The 15,232-nt window shown below is 61.5% G+C and carries 11 protein-coding genes; 10 read left to right on the top strand and 1 reads right to left on the bottom strand.

The features are described from left to right. Positions 1–44 precede the first annotated feature (44 nt). From N8H74_RS15440 to N8H74_RS15400, 9 genes are all read left to right on the top strand, one after another. Complete coding sequence (locus N8H74_RS15440; protein WP_262148600.1) at positions 45–431, top strand: CidA/LrgA family protein; 387 nt, start codon at positions 45–47, stop codon at positions 429–431. After that, on the top strand, positions 421–1,107 hold the full coding sequence (locus N8H74_RS15435; protein WP_217830924.1) for an LrgB family protein: 687 nt from the start codon (positions 421–423) through the stop codon (positions 1,105–1,107). The genes N8H74_RS15440 and N8H74_RS15435 overlap by 11 nt, the downstream gene beginning before the upstream one ends. Before the next feature lie 131 nt (positions 1,108–1,238). Beyond that, on the top strand, positions 1,239–2,021 hold the full coding sequence (locus N8H74_RS15430; protein ID WP_262148598.1) for a class II aldolase/adducin family protein: 783 nt from the start codon (positions 1,239–1,241) through the stop codon (positions 2,019–2,021). Continuing rightward, positions 2,021–2,923, top strand: coding sequence for an alpha/beta hydrolase (locus N8H74_RS15425; protein ID WP_262148596.1), 903 nt, complete (start codon positions 2,021–2,023; stop codon positions 2,921–2,923). The genes N8H74_RS15430 and N8H74_RS15425 overlap by 1 nt, the downstream gene beginning before the upstream one ends. 159 nt (positions 2,924–3,082) lie before the next feature. Continuing rightward, positions 3,083–3,994 (top strand): SDR family oxidoreductase, encoded by a 912-nt coding sequence (locus tag N8H74_RS15420; RefSeq protein ID WP_217830921.1) that lies wholly within the window; start codon positions 3,083–3,085, stop codon positions 3,992–3,994. A 563-nt stretch (positions 3,995–4,557) separates the two neighbouring features. Next, positions 4,558–6,351, top strand: a complete 1,794-nt coding sequence (locus tag N8H74_RS15415) for a DUF1302 domain-containing protein (protein ID WP_262148594.1) — start codon at positions 4,558–4,560, stop codon at positions 6,349–6,351. A 14-nt stretch (positions 6,352–6,365) separates the two neighbouring features. Further along, complete coding sequence (locus tag N8H74_RS15410; protein WP_262148592.1) at positions 6,366–7,742, top strand: DUF1329 domain-containing protein; 1,377 nt, start codon at positions 6,366–6,368, stop codon at positions 7,740–7,742. A gap of 139 nt (positions 7,743–7,881) precedes the next feature. Next, positions 7,882–10,422 carry a LuxR C-terminal-related transcriptional regulator gene (locus tag N8H74_RS15405; protein ID WP_262148575.1) on the top strand — a complete coding sequence of 847 codons (2,541 nt, stop codon included), beginning with the start codon at positions 7,882–7,884 and terminating at the stop codon, positions 10,420–10,422. 153 nt (positions 10,423–10,575) lie between these two features. Next, entirely contained in the window at positions 10,576–12,969 is a 2,394-nt protein-coding gene (locus N8H74_RS15400) for a DUF6543 domain-containing protein (protein ID WP_262148573.1), read from the top strand. A gap of 3 nt (positions 12,970–12,972) precedes the next feature. Here N8H74_RS15400 and N8H74_RS15395 read toward each other — a convergent pair whose 3' ends face one another. Then, positions 12,973–13,764 carry an IclR family transcriptional regulator gene (locus tag N8H74_RS15395; protein WP_262148571.1) on the bottom strand — a complete coding sequence of 264 codons (792 nt, stop codon included), beginning with the start codon at positions 13,762–13,764 and terminating at the stop codon, positions 12,973–12,975. Between the two features lie 163 nt (positions 13,765–13,927). On the opposite strand from N8H74_RS15395, the gene hmgA reads away from it, so the two are divergent. Beyond that, positions 13,928–15,232, top strand: coding sequence for a homogentisate 1,2-dioxygenase (gene hmgA / locus N8H74_RS15390; RefSeq protein ID WP_262148569.1), 1,305 nt, complete (start codon positions 13,928–13,930; stop codon positions 15,230–15,232).

Here is a 15,232-nt window from a genome sequence, read left to right as displayed (position 1 = left end):
TGGCATCGCGCTTCGTAAAATGGACGCCTGTCAGGAGTCCCCCCATGAAATCTTCAACGCTCAAACACCTCTCCCGGCTGCTCGCCGAACTGGCCGTGCTGCTTGGTCTTTACCTGCTCGGGTGCCAGATTGGCGCGTGGCTGGGGTGGCCGATTCCTGGCGGGGTGATCGGCATGGCGCTGTTGCTGCTGGCGTTCGCCGCCGGCTGGGTGAAACCTGCGGCGCTGCAATTGGGGGCGGGGTTGTTGATGGCCGAAATGCTGCTGTTTTTCATCCCGGCCTTGATGAGCCTGCTCGACTACGGCGCGATGTTGCGCAACGACGGCTGGCGGATCGCCCTGGTGATCGGCGCCAGCACGCTGATGGTGATGCTGGTGACGGCCTTCACGGTAGAACTGGCGGTGCGCCTGAGGCGGCCCCATGAAGCTTGAACTGATGCCGATGTTCTGGCTGTCCTTCACCTTGCTGGCCTATCTGTTCAGCCGCTGGCTGTATCGTCGGACCGGACGCTATCTGCTCTCTCCATTGATCCTGGTGCCGGCGCTGCTGCTGGCCGTGGCGGTGCCGTTGCACACCGCGTATGCCGAATACTCCAGCAACACCCATTGGCTGATGCTGGTACTCGGCCCGGTGACCGTGGCGTTTGCCGTGCCGATCTGGCAGCAGCGACGGTTGCTGGTCCGGCACTGGTCGGCGTTGTTGCTGGGCATGCTGGCCGGTAGCGCGGCGTCGATCGGCACTTCGTTCGGTCTGGCGAAACTGTTGGCGCTGGACAGCTCGGTTACGCTGTCGCTGGTGCCGCGTTCGATCACCACGCCCTTCGCCATGCCACTGGCGCAGGACCTGGGTGGCGTGCCTGAGCTGACAGCGGTCTTCGTGATGTTCACCGGGGTGTTCGGCGCGATGCTCGGCGGTGTGTTGCTCAAGTGGCTGCCCCTGCGCAGCGCCCTGGCGCGCGGCGCATTGTTCGGGGTTGGCGCCCATGGCGCCGGGGTGAGTCGTGCCCATGAAGTGGGGGGTGAAGAAGGCTCGGTGGCGGGGTTGGTGATGGTGCTGACCGGGCTGCTCAATCTGTTCGCCGCCCCTTTGTTGGCGTCGTTGCTTTGACATGGATCCAAAGGGTTTGCGTTGCTGACTCGTTCAGTCATCAAGCTGGCTGCGAACGCAACTACGTGAACTCCCGGGGCTGACTAGACTGCTGAGACGTGCAAAACAATAAGAAAGCAGAGGTGCATACAGTGAGCGTAGCCCCCGTCCAGTCCCCCCCGAATGTCAAAGATCAGGTCAGTGCCGCGGAATGGCAGACCCGTGTCGATCTTGCCGCCTGTTATCGCCTGGTAGCCTTGCATGGCTGGGATGACCTGATCTTCACCCACATCTCCGCCAAGGTGCCGGGCACCGAAGATTTCCTGATCAATCCGTTCGGCCTGATGTTTCACGAGATCACCGCGTCGAGCCTGGTGAAGGTCGATCAGGCCGGCCACAAACTCATGGACAGCCCCTACGAGATCAATCCCGCCGGCTACACCATCCACAGCGCCGTGCATGAAGTGCGGCACGACGTAGCGTGTGTGCTGCATACCCACACGGCCTCGGGTGTCGCGGTGTCGGCGCAGAAGCAGGGCGTGTTGCCGATCAGTCAGCAGTCGTTGTTCGTGCTGTCGAGCCTGGGTTATCACGCCTACGAAGGGGTGGCGCTGAATCACGAAGAAAAGGCGCGGTTGCAGGCCGACCTCGGCGAGAGCAACTTCCTGATGCTGCACAACCACGGACTGCTGACCTGCGGCGGCACCATTGCCGACACCTTCCTGATGATGTTCACCTTCCAGCGTGCCTGCGACATTCAGGTCATGGCGCAGACCGGCAATGCCGAACTGATCGCCATCGAGCCGCAGATTCTGGCCGGGGCCAAAGCGATGATCGCCGGCGTCACCAAGAGCGCTCAAGGCATGGGCGGCGCGCTGGCCTGGCCGGCGTTGCTGCGCAAACTCGATCAACAAGACGCGGGTTATAAACTCTAATGCCTCTCTCCGAGATTCCTCTGAGTGTCTGGCGCAAACGCAGTCAGACGTTTGTCTTCCGTGGTCAGTCGATCCGTTACTGGACCGCCGGGCAGGGCGAGCCGCTGTTGTTGATCCATGGCTTCCCGACCGCCAGTTGGGACTGGCATTACCTCTGGCAGCCGCTGACGCAGCGCTATCGGGTCATTGCCTGCGACATGCTCGGTTTCGGTGATTCGGCCAAACCGCTGAACCACACCTACAGCCTGCTGGAACAGGCCGACCTGCAACAAGCGTTGCTCGCGCACCTTCAGATCGAGCAATCGGTGCATGTGCTGGCGCACGATTACGGCGACAGCGTCGCTCAGGAGTTGCTCGCGCGGCATTACGAAGGCCTGATCGACGTCGCCAGTTGCGTGTTCCTCAACGGTGGCCTGTTTCCCGAAACCCACCGGCCGGTGCTGATGCAGAAGCTCTTGCTGAGCCCGTTGGGCTGGATGATCGGCCGCGCGTTCACCCGGGACAGGCTGGTGAAAAGTTTCCGCCAGGTGTTCGGCCCGCAGACCCGGCCGAGCGAAAGCGAGATGGATGATTTCTGGAGCCTGATCGAAACCCATCACGGCCCGCGCATCATGCACAAACTGATCAGCTATATCCCGGAGCGCCGGGTGCAGCGGGATCGTTGGGTCGCGGCGATGCAACGCGGCGAGATTCCGATGCGGGTGATCGACGGCGAGGTCGATCCGATTTCCGGCGCGCACATGGTCGAGCGTTTTCGCGAGTTGATTGTGGACGCGGACACCGTGCTGTTGTCGGGCATCGGCCACTATCCGCAGACCGAAGCGCCGATGCAGGTGCTCAAGCACTACCTGGCATTTCGCGAGCGCCAGGCTTTACCGCCGCTCAAAGTGGCGTGTTCCTGAACGGATCGCAGCCCGCCGGCTGCGATCTCTGGATTTCCATCCGCATCATCCCCCTGCCTTATTGCGCACCATTCAGCCTCAGCCGTGTTCGTTGTGACCGAAAGCGCCGTGCCTGACACTCGGGATCACTGTCCCCCTCAGGCCTGCTGGAGTTCCCCGATGAATGAGTCTGTGCGTTTCGAAGATAAAGTCGTGATCGTGACTGGAGCCGGCGGCGGCCTGGGGCGGGCGCACGCGCTGCTGTTCGCCCGGCAGGGCGCCAAAGTGCTGGTCAACGACCTCGGCGGCTCGACTCAGGGTGAGGGCGCCAACGCGTCGGCCGCTGACCGCGTGGTGGCCGAGATCCGCGCGGCCGGCGGTATCGCCGAAGCCAACCACGACTCCGTCACCGACGGCGACAAACTGGTGCAGAACGCCCTCGATGCATTCGGTCGCGTCGACGTGGTGGTCAACAACGCCGGCATCCTGCGTGACAAGACGTTCCACAAGATGGAAGACGCCGACTGGGACCTGGTTTACCGCGTCCATGTCGAAGGCGCCTACAAAGTCACCCGCGCCGCATGGCCGCATCTGCGCGAGCAAAACTACGGCCGGGTGATCTTCACCGCGTCGACCTCGGGCATCTACGGCAACTTCGGCCAGTCCAACTACGGCATGGCCAAACTCGGCCTCTACGGCCTGACCCGGACACTGGCGATCGAAGGTCGCAAGAACAACATCCTGGTCAACGCCATCGCCCCCACTGGCGGCACGCGCATGACCGAAGGCCTGATCCCGCCGCAGGTTTTCGAACAACTCAAGCCGGAACTGGTCAGCCCGCTGGTGGTGTTTCTCGGCAGCGAGCAATGCCAGGAAACCTCAGGCCTGTTCGAGGTCGGTGGCGGCTGGATGGGCAAGGTGCGTTGGGAGCGCAGCCTGGGCGCCGGGTTCGATCCTCGCGTCGGTTTTTCCCCGGAAGACGTCGCGGCGCACTGGCAGCAGATCTGTGATTTCGAAGGTGCGGCGCATCCGAAGGACAACATCGAGGCACTGAAGGAAATGATGGGGAATCTGCAGAAGTATTCGTTGTAAGCGAGGCGGGCCACCCAGCCAATGCCCGGTGGCCCGACTTCCCGCCAGACGTACTGCTTTCATCCTGCCTGTCCGCTGCTGCCCGCATGCACGACAAAAAACACCGCCCATAAAAAAGGCCGCTGCAAACGCAGCGGCCAAGGTAAGACGTTGGATCAAGGAGCTACAAATCAACGTCAGTGAACACCGGGGCGATCAGCCGAAAATGCTTCGACTCATCTGAAATCTGTCGCCGCTGGCGTGAATGACTCACGGCCGGGGCTTCGTGCTTTCTCGCGGTCTGCCGTGAAAGCCCGCTCAGAATAAGGGCTTGAGGCCTACAGAAAAATACCGATTCCGGACATGCACTGTTACGGTGCGTGTAACAGTTGCGGTGCGCTGGCGCGGGCATTATCCGTCGCGTTGATCCTGCGTCATCCAGCCTGTCGATGGCCCGCGCCAGGCCCCGTCGCAGGCGGGCATTCATCCTTTGGAGCGACAGCGCGAATACCTCCTTGGTGCGCTTATCGTCCCGGTGTGGCGGCAGTAGGGTGGGGCCTTCTGTCACTCACCGGGGAAGACGCATGACAAAAACAACAATGCGCGCCATCTTCACACCGCAAGCGCTGGCGGCTGCGGTGGCCTTGGGTTGCTGTGCCCAGGCGCACGCGGTTTCGTTCAATATCGGGGAAATCGAAGGCACGTTCGACTCGTCGCTGTCGGTCGGCGCCAGTTGGGGCATGCGCGATGTCGACAAGTCGCTGGTCGGTACGGTCAATGGCGGTACGGGCCAGTCTTCGACCGGTGATGACGGGCGCCTCAACTTCAAGAAAGGCGAGACGTTCTCCAAGATCTTCAAGGGTATCCATGACCTTGAGTTGAAGTACGGCGACACCGGCGTGTTCGTGCGTGGCAAGTACTGGTACGACTTCGAGCTCAAGGACGAAGACCGCGAGTTCAAGCAGATCAGCGACAAGGGCCGCAAGGAGGGCGCCAAGTCGTCCGGTGCGCAGATTCTCGACGCCTTCATCTATCACAACTACAACATCGCCGATCTGCCCGGCACCGTGCGCGCCGGCAAGCAGGTGGTCAGTTGGGGCGAAAGTACCTTCATCGGCAACTCGATCAACAGCATCAACCCGATCGACGTCTCGGCGTTCCGCCGCCCAGGCGCGGAGATCAAGGAAGGCCTGATTCCGGTGAACATGCTGTTCGCCTCCCAGGGCCTCACCGACAGATTGACCGTCGAAGGTTTCTACCAACTGGAGTGGGATCAGACCGTTCTCGACAACTGCGGCACTTTCTTCGGCGTCGACGTGGCGGCGGATGGCTGCAATAACGGCTACACCGTCGGCAGCCCGGCGATTGCCCCGCTGGCGCCATTGGCGGCAGCGTTCGGGCAACCGATTCAGGTGACTCGCGAAGGCGTGGTCGTGCCCCGTGGCGGCGACCGTGATGCGCGGGACTCCGGGCAATGGGGCACGGCACTGCGCTGGCTCGGCGACGACACCGAGTACGGCCTCTACTTCATGAACTACCACAGCCGCACGCCAACGGTCGGCACCACCACCGCCGGCCTGTCGACCCTGGCGGCATTGCCGGGCATGGTCGGCATTGCCAATGGATTGGCTCCCGGCAGCGGCTCGGGGCTGGCGCAAAGCGTGATGCTCGGACGCGGCCAGTACTACCTGGAATACCCGGAAGACATTCGCCTCTACGGCGCGAGTTTCTCCACCACGCTGCCGACCGGCACCGCATGGACCGGCGAACTCAGCTACCGGCCCAACGCCCCGGTGCAGGTCAACACCAACGACCTGACCCTGGCGCTGCTCAACCCGATTGCCGGCGGTGCGGCGTCACCGCTGACCACGTCCCCCGGTGCCGACAACAAGGGCTACCGGCGCAAGGAAGTGACGCAGATCCAGAGCACCCTGACGCACTTCTTCGATCAGGTGCTGGGGGCCGAACGCCTGACCGTGGTGGGTGAGGCGGCGGTGGTGCATGTCGGTGGTCTGGAGGCGCGCAGCAAGCTGCGTTATGGCCGCGATTCGGTGTACGGTCAGTACGGTTTCGGGGGCGACACCGACGGCTTCGTCACCTCGACCTCCTGGGGCTACCGCGCCCGGGCGATCCTCGATTACGCCAACGTGATCGGCGGGATCAACCTCAAACCCAACCTGTCCTGGTCCCACGACGTTTCCGGCTACGGCCCCAACGGCCTGTTCAACGAAGGCGCCAAGGCAATCAGCGTCGGGGTCGATGCCGACTACCGCAACACCTACACCGCGAGCCTGAGTTACACCGACTTTTTCGGTGGCGACTACAACACCCTCGAAGACCGTGACTTCGTGGCGCTCAGCTTCGGCGTGAACTTCTGATCTGCCCGAGAAGGATGAAATCAATGCGCAAGATGATTCTGCAATGCGGTGTTCTGGCCCTCAGCCTGCTGGCCGCCAACGTGATGGCGGCGGTGTCGCCGGAGGAAGCCAACAAGCTCGGCACCAGTCTGACGCCGCTGGGCGCCGAGAAGGCCGGCAACGCCGACGGCTCGATCCCGGCCTGGACCGGCGGCATCCCGAAAAACGCCGGGGCGGTGGACAGCAAAGGCTTCCTCGCCGACCCGTTCGCCAATGAAAAACCGTTGTTCACCATCACTGCCGCGAACGTCGACAAGTACAAGGACAAACTCTCCGACGGCCAGGTGGCGATGTTCAAGCGCTACCCGGAAACCTACAAGATCCCGGTCTACCCGACCCATCGCACCGTGGCCGTGCCGCCGGAAATCTACGAGTCGGCCAAGCGCAGCGCGCTCAACGTCACCAGCATCAACGACGGTAACGGCCTGGCGAATTTCACCGGCAACCGCTACTACGCGTTCCCGATTCCGAAGACCGGCGTGGAAGTGTTGTGGAACCACATCACCCGTTACCACGGTGGCAATCTGCGGCGGATCATCACCCAGGTGACCCCGCAGACCAACGGCAGCTACACGCCGATCCGCTTCGAGGAAGAGATCGCCGTACCGCAGTTGATCAAGGATCTGGACGCGGAAAAAGCCGCCAACGTGCTGACCTTCTTCAAGCAGTCGGTGACGGCGCCCGCGCGTCTGGCCGGTAACGTGTTGCTGGTACACGAAACCCTCGATCAGGTGAAAGAGCCGCGTCTGGCGTGGATCTACAACGCCGGCCAGCGCCGGGTGCGCCGCGCGCCGCAAGTGGCGTATGACGGGCCGGGCACCGCCGCCGACGGCCTGCGTACCTCGGACAACTTCGACATGTTCTCCGGGGCGCCGGATCGCTACGACTGGAAACTGGTCGGCAAGAAGGAAATGTACATCCCGTACAACAGCTACAAACTCGACTCGCCGAGTCTCAAGTACGACGACATCGTCAAGGCCGGGCACATCAATCAGGACCTGACTCGTTACGAGTTGCACCGGGTCTGGGAGGTGATCGGGACGGTCAAGCCGAGCGAGCGGCACATCTACGCCAAGCGCCATCTCTACCTCGACGAGGACAGCTGGCAAGTGGCGCTGGCCGACCACTACGACGGTCGTGGGCAGTTGTGGCGGGTGGGCGAAGGTCATGCCCAGTACTACTACGATCACCAGGCCCAGGCCTACACCCTTGAAGCGCTCTACGACATCATCGCCGGTCGCTACATTGCCCTGGGGATGAAGAACGAAGAGAAGCACAGCTTCGAGTTCGGCTTCGAAGCACGGGCTGCCGATTACACCCCGTCGGCACTGCGCGCGGAGGGCGTTCGGTAAGGGTTTCGATACATTCGCAGGACAAAAGGCGACCGCTCGGTCGCCTTTTTTATGGGCGTCAATCAGCGTGCTGAATACTCGTCAACAAGGGCGCGGGAGAGGGCTAGGGTGGGCGCATAACGATAAGAAGGCCACTGCAATGACTGCCAAGACGCCAGGTCTGGATCGATCCGGATGTTTGCCCCGACTGTCCTCCCATCACGTGTCGCGCAGTCGTTTGAGCGAACCGTTGCTGGCATCTCCCGCCCGGGTGAAATTGCTCTGCGCACCTGCCGGCAGCGGCAAGAGCGCGCTGTTGGCCGAGTGCCTGTCCCAGGCCCCCGAGGACATCGCGGTGAGCTGGCTGCCGTTGGCAGGCACGCCATTGAGTGTCGATGAGTTCTGTCGGCGTCTGGCCCACGCGGTGGGCGCGGACGGCGTCGATGAAGCGGCGCTGATGGCTGCGCTGGCGACTCGCTCGGTCCCCACCTGGCTGTTTATCGATGACTACTGCCGCACGCCGGATTCGTTTCTCGATGCGCTGCTCGATCGGCTGTTGGCGCTTGGCAATCCGGCGCTGACTTGGTGGATCGGCACGCGCCGCCGTCCGCAATGCAACTGGCCACGGCTGTTGCTCGACGACGAATTGTACGAATGTGAAGCCGCGACCCTGGCGCTCACGGCCGACGAGATTGTCCGTCTGTTGCATCACTTGCCCGCCGAGCAGGCCGGCAGCGTGGCGGGGCGGCTGGTGCGTGGCACCGGTGGCTGGTGCGCCGGAGTGCGCATGGCGTTGCTGCAAAAGTGCGATTGGGCGCAGAAGCATCAGTTGCAGCAGCGCGTCGGCACCTTTCTCGATTATCTGGATCACGAGTTGTTCAGCAGCCTTTCCGCCGAATTGGCCGAAGTCTGGCGAGTGTTGGCGCACATGCCGCGCTTCAATGGCGAACTCTGCGAACATCTGTTCGGCACCGGCGAAGGCGCGCAACTGCTGCTCACGTTGCAGACGCTGGGTTGCTTCATCGAGCCCTGGCAGGATTCGCCGGACTGGTTGCAGGTGTACCCGGCGCTGTCGCGTCTGATGCAGGCCGAACGCTGGCCGGAGGGCCGCTCCTGGCATCGGCGCGCGTGCCAGTGGTTTTCCGCCCGCGAGGACTGGAAGCCGGCGTTCGAACAGGCGTTGCTCGCCGAAGAGTACGAAGTGGCGGTCAGCCTGTTGCAGCACTTGAGCATCGAGCATCTGTTCGAGGACCAAATGGTCGTGTTGCTGTTGCACCTGCATGAGCAGCAGGGCGGGGAACTGACCCTCGGCTCGCCGCAACTGGTGGGGCTGATCAGCGCGGCGCTGATGTTCGCCGGGCGTTTCGAGCAGGTGGAGACGTGTATCGGACACCTTTCACGTTTTGTGCCGCAACCGTCGGCGTCTTTGCAGCGTCAGTTGATCGCCCGCTGGCAGGCGCATCAGGGTTGGCTGCTGCATTTGCAGGGCCGTATGGAGCCGGCCCGTGAACATTTTCGCGAGGCCCTGGCCGAGCTGGATGGCGAGGCCTGGGCGGTCCGGTTACTGTGCCTGTCCGGGCAGACTCAACAAGCGCTGTTGCGCGGCGAACTGGAACAGGCCCACCTCATCAACCGGGAGGCGCTGTGCCTGGCCCGGGCTCGGGATTCGCTGTTGTTCGAGGGATTGCTCGAACTGGACCACGCGCAATTGCTCGAACAGCGCGGCGCTCCCGCACGGGCCGACGTCGTGCTGGCCGATATGCACGAGTTGCTGTGCCAGCGGCCCCACCGCCCCGTGCCATTGCTCGGTCGCATTGCCCTGCGCCGAGGACGGCTGGCGCTGGGCATGGGGCAGGCAGCGGCGGCGGCCGGATTCTTTCAGCGCGGTCTCGACGATTGCCTGCGCAGCCACGACAAACGGGTGCTGTATGGCTATCTCGGGCTGGCGCAACTGGCGGCCGACGGTGGCGACTATGCCCAGGCATTCGTGCGTTTGCGCGAGGCTGAACGCCTGATGCAGCAGCGGCAGATCCCGGATACGGTCTATCGCGCCGTGCTGTTGCAGGTCAGCAGTCAATTGCGCTTGCAGCAGGGCCGCCCGGAGTTGGCGCGGGAAGCCCTGAGCCGGGTGCTCAAGCACTTTCACGGGCCGCTCGCGCGGCAGGCGCCACCGGCCTCGCTGGAGCTGGTTCCGCGTATCGAGTATTTGCTGATCCTCGCTGAAATCCATCTTCAGCAGGCGCACAAGCCTCTGGAGCAACTGCAGGTGCTGCTCGATCAGGCGCGTGCCCGGCAAATGGTCAGTCTCGAAGCCGAACTGCTGCTGGCGAGCGCTGCGGCGGCTTATCTGCTCAATGAACGGGATACGGCCTGGTCGTTGCTCAATCGCGGCAAGACCCTGGCCACTGCCTGTGAATTGCCATGGCTGATCATGCAGTTTGAAAAGAGTTGTCCGCAGATGATGCTCGATGCGGGAAATGAACTGACGGAAAAGAATGATCAGGAAAGTTCGCTGAGTTTCAGAGAGTCACAAGTCCTCGAACTGGTTGCTTCAGGGAATTCCAATCAGCAAATAGCCGAGAAATTATTCATCTCGTTGCATACGGTTAAAACTCATGTCCGGCGGATTCACGCAAAGTTGGGCGTGGAACGCAGGACTCATGCGGTGGCACGGGCAAGAATGCTTGGTTTATGTGGTTGAGGGGGAGTGGCTTTTTAGGGGCTGGTAATAAATAGGCAAGACTCTAAATGCTTTGTGTTGATTGTCGGCTGTCGGCGTTTTTTTTCTTTGGATAGTTTTTATAAACACCGGGTGGATGCCTGAATTGTTTAAATAAAATCCAAGGTAATTGAAATGAACATCGCATTGAATCAACGACATCTGCTCGACAGCCGCCCCGTATGGCTTGAACGGCTTGATCAGACGCAGCGAAATACTTACTTCGATCAGCAACGTGCATCCGAAGCCACTGACGCCAGGCTTGAAGAACTGTTGGCGCCTTTTGGTTCGCTGCAAAACTTTGCCCGCCAGAGGGGGAAAGAGATTCTGCGATTTAAGTTCGGGCTGGAACTGGATCCGGATGAAATCCTGTGCAACTCGCGGTACTCCTTCATGGTGGGCGGGCGGCAAGTCGTGCAGGAAGAGAGCCGGTCACTGACCGAACAGATGATCGCCGGTGTGCATGACGAAGGGCACAGGGCTGAGTTCTCGTTCAAAGGCCGGGATCTGCCGGCGAACCTGAATCAGCCATGGTTGGAGGCGACTCTTTCTTTTGACGGCCAGTGGGCCCACAGCGCCGAACTCGGTCGGTTGTTCCTGCGTGCTGAGGTTATCGCCGCGATGAAGAATGCCCTGCGGGAAAAGCTTCTGTTGACGGCATTGGCGGCTCGCCATCAGGGGCACATCAGCAACGACGAACATCTGGCGCGCATCCAGCGTGCCGTGACTGGCGATAGCGCTTTTGTGATCGATGGCATTCGTTTTCTCCACAACACCCGGCCCCTGGCGCAGATGCTGGTGATCGGAGCCCGCAAGGGCGATGGCGAATTCATGTTCCTGTATGCGCCGGGATCCCCCGGTGACCAGACCTGGTACGAATGTCGAAGCCTGCGGCAGGTTGACAGCACCGTCATCGAATGGACCCAGAAGCAGGCTGGGCGCGATTTTATTGCGTCGCGTGCGCATGCGTTGAATCGTGTGCAGATTGTCGGCTATCTCAAAGGGCTTGAGCAGATGCCCACGCTCTGGAGGGGCATCACCCTGGCGACCACTCCGCACATGGGCGATCAGGTGTTGAATGGCATCGTCGAAAATGCCCGCGCCTGGCGCATTTCCGAAGAGGAAAGCGTGCGCCCCTATGGCTTTCGAAACGCGCCGATGCCGCAGCGCCAGAGTTTCGCCAGGATCAATTGCGAGCTCAGGGCGTTGCAGACACTGGCGGCGCGTGAGGGCGGATTCATCTCGTATGAGCGGTTCTGCTTTGACTTGATCAAGCAAAGGGTCGAGCAGGTTTTACGCGAGAAAGGCGAGCAGGTTGCGGTCAATCCCGACCGGATACTGGTCGATGTCAGTCCGGACGCTCATATGACGTTGACCCGGCTGATCGTCACTGAAACCCATTTCTATGCAAACGACGCAGGGTCGGCCTGGAGTTATCCACGTTTCACATTGGCCCAGGATCATCCCGCGGTGAAAAATCTGGATATCCGCCACATTGCCGGTTGGTCGCGAACCTTGCGTCCGGGTGAAAAATACATCGCCATGCTGCGTGCGAAGTACCTGGATCGCACCCATGCCGAAGGTGTTCTCAAGCGCCTTGTTCACAAACAGGTTGCGCGGCGGCAAATGCAGATCGGCGTTCTGCAAGAGCATTTTCATGGGCGTCTGCAGACCGCGCAGTTCAAGGAGCTCATGCGGATTATCGATGCCAGCGAGAACGTTGATAACCGCTCGGTGTTCACGGTCGCGCTGGATGACCCAGGGTTGTTCCATCTGCAAATCAGGAATCGACTGGTCGTGGGGGTGTTTGTTTTACGCTGTGTGAACGAGGGCAAAGTTGAAAGTTATCTGTTTACCCCGGATGCACCTGACGGGCGCTGGATCCGTCCGTTTTCGGAATTCGTTTCGTCAGTCAAGTCGCTGGGGCTTGGCCAGTATTTTTACCAACGGGTGGCATACAAGGATCAGCGGGTCGTTGGAACCTATATCACCGATCTTGAGCAACTGAGCAACTTCACCGAGATGCCGGTGATACAGCAATATGCGCGAGTTACGGACTTCAGCGGTGACTTCGATGGTTTGATCGCGCGGACCGTCTCCGATGTCGATGAGAAGACTGAAAGTCTCAACGAGATCATGTTCAAACTGGTCTTCAACGCGGTGGAGGCGGCGGCTACGGTGATCAGTGTGGTCGTACCGCCAGTGGGCATTGCGATGAGCGTGGTGCTGCTGACAAAAAGCCTGTGGGAAGCGGCCGAGGCTTATCAGGATGGCGACCGTGCCACGGCGCAGGTTCACTTCCTGTCGGCATTGGTTGAATTGGCCTCGCTGGGCAAGGCCGGTATCAGCAAGCTACGCCCGACGAAGTTGCAGAAGGACGTCATTGGCCTGCTCGGGGATATATACAGCATCGAGAAATTCTTCTCTCAGGCCACAGGGCAGAAGCGTTTGCCGCTGCAGGCCCTGGCGATCATTCAGTCGGTTCTCGATGACCCGGAATCCTTCACCAGCAAGACGTACCTGAGATAACGCTCAGGTCAGGTCGGCGGGCTGATAGCCCATCCGCCAGCTCACGGCCCGCGCCGCCGCCAGCAGTCGCTGCGCCGCCGGGCCGTTTTCGTCGGCGTGGAACAGCGAGGTCGGGCCGACGATGGTCAACACGGCGGCGATCTGCCCGACCGCGTTGAACACCGGTGCGGACAAGGCGTCCACCCCCGGCATCAGCAAGCCATGCACATGATGCAGACCGCGTTCGCGGATCTGTTCACACAGGGTCGTGTAGGCCTTTTCATCCGCCAGCGGATGGCGGTCGACGGCGGTTTCCTGTTCGCGCAATTCGTCGGTTTCCCGATGCGGCAGGTAGGCGCTGAACACCAGTCCTGTCGAGGAACTGAGCAGCGGCAACACCGAGCCCAATTGCGTGACCACCGTCACCGCGCGCACCGCCGGTTCGATATGCACCACGGTGGCGCCCTGATTGCCCCACACCGCGAGGAAGCAGGTTTCGTTGAGTTCGTCGCGCAACTCGGCCAGCGGCAGAGCGGCGACTTTCAGCACGTCCATACTGTTCAGAGCGGCGAGGCCGACCCGCAACGCCTCACGGCCGAGACCGTAATGGTTGGTGGCGGCGTTCTGCTCGGCGAACCCCGAGGCGATCAGCGCTTGCAGGTAACGGTGCACCTTGCTCGCCGGCATCTGCACATGTTCGGCCAGGCGCGACAGCGAGGTGGCGGGTGACAACTCGGCCAAGGCCTTGAGGATGTCGGTGCCGACTTCGGCGGAGCGGACTTTCTGTTTGCCGTTGCTGTCGCTGGTTTTTTCCATGGTGAGGCGGTATCCCGGAACGAATGGGCGTCTTTATAGCTTGACGCTGAATAGCGAGCAAATTACGTTATGCGTAATTGAATTACGATAAAAATAACCCCGGCGTGCCAAGACCTCTGTCCCAGAGCGTTCGGCCATGCCGACTCCCTGTTCAGGAGGCTCCATGAACCTCGATTCAAACGCGTCGGATCTGGTTTATCAGTCCGGTTTCGGCAACGAATTCAGCAGCGAAGCGTTGCCCGGCGCACTGCCCGTCGGCCAGAACTCCCCGCAAAAAGCCCCCTACGGCCTGTACACCGAACTGTTTTCCGGCACCGCGTTCACCATGACCCGCAGCGAAGCGCGGCGCACCTGGATGTACCGGATCCAGCCATCGGCCAACCACCCGGCCTTCGTCAAACTGGAACGGCAACTGGCCGGTGGTCCGTTGGGTGACGTGACCCCCAATCGCCTGCGCTGGAATCCACTGGACATCCCCGGCGAGCCCACCGACTTCATTGACGGCCTGGTGAGCATGGCCGCCAACTCCGCTGCAGAAAAACCGGCCGGCATCAGCATCTATACCTACCTTGCCAACCGTTCGATGGAGCGGGTGTTCTTCAACGCCGACGGCGAAATGCTGCTGGTGCCACAACTGGGGCGCCTGCGCATCGCCACCGAACTGGGTGTGCTGGATGTCGAGCCGCTGGAAATCGCCGTGCTGCCGCGCGGTCTGAAATTCCGCGTCGAACTGCTCGACCCACAGGCGCGCGGTTATATCGCCGAGAACCACGGCGCACCGCTGCGTCTGCCGGATCTGGGGCCGATCGGCAGCAACGGCCTGGCCAATCCACGGGATTTCCTGACCCCGGTCGCCGCTTACGAAAACCTGCAGCAACCGACCACCCTGGTGCAGAAATTCCTCGGCCAGTTGTGGGGCACCGAGCTCAATCATTCGCCGCTGAATGTGGTCGCCTGGCACGGCAACAACGTGCCGTACAAATATGACCTGCGCCGTTTCAACACTATCGGCACTGTCAGTTTCGATCACCCGGACCCGTCGATCTTCACCGTGCTGACCTCGCCGACCAGCGTCCACGGCCTGGCCAACCTCGACTTCGTGATCTTCCCGCCGCGCTGGATGGTGGCCGAGAACACCTTCCGTCCGCCATGGTTCCACCGCAACCTGATGAATGAATTCATGGGCCTGATCCAGGGCGAATACGACGCCAAGGCCGAAGGCTTCGTGCCCGGCGGCGCGTCCCTGCACAGCTGCATGAGCGCCCACGGCCCGGACGGCGAGACCTGCACAAAGGCGATCAATGCCGATCTGAAACCGGCCAAGATCGACAACACCATGGCCTTCATGTTCGAGACCAGCCAGGTGCTGCGTCCGAGCCGCTTCGCCCTCGACTGCCCACAACTGCAATCCACTTACGACGCCTGCTGGGCCACGCTGCCCGCCACGTTCGACCCGACCCGGAGATAA

This window comes from Pseudomonas sp. B2M1-30, assembly GCF_025447575.1.
Classification (GTDB): Bacteria; Pseudomonadota; Gammaproteobacteria; order Pseudomonadales; family Pseudomonadaceae; genus Aquipseudomonas; species Aquipseudomonas botevensis.
This window is presented reverse-complemented; position numbering and strand designations above follow the sequence as displayed.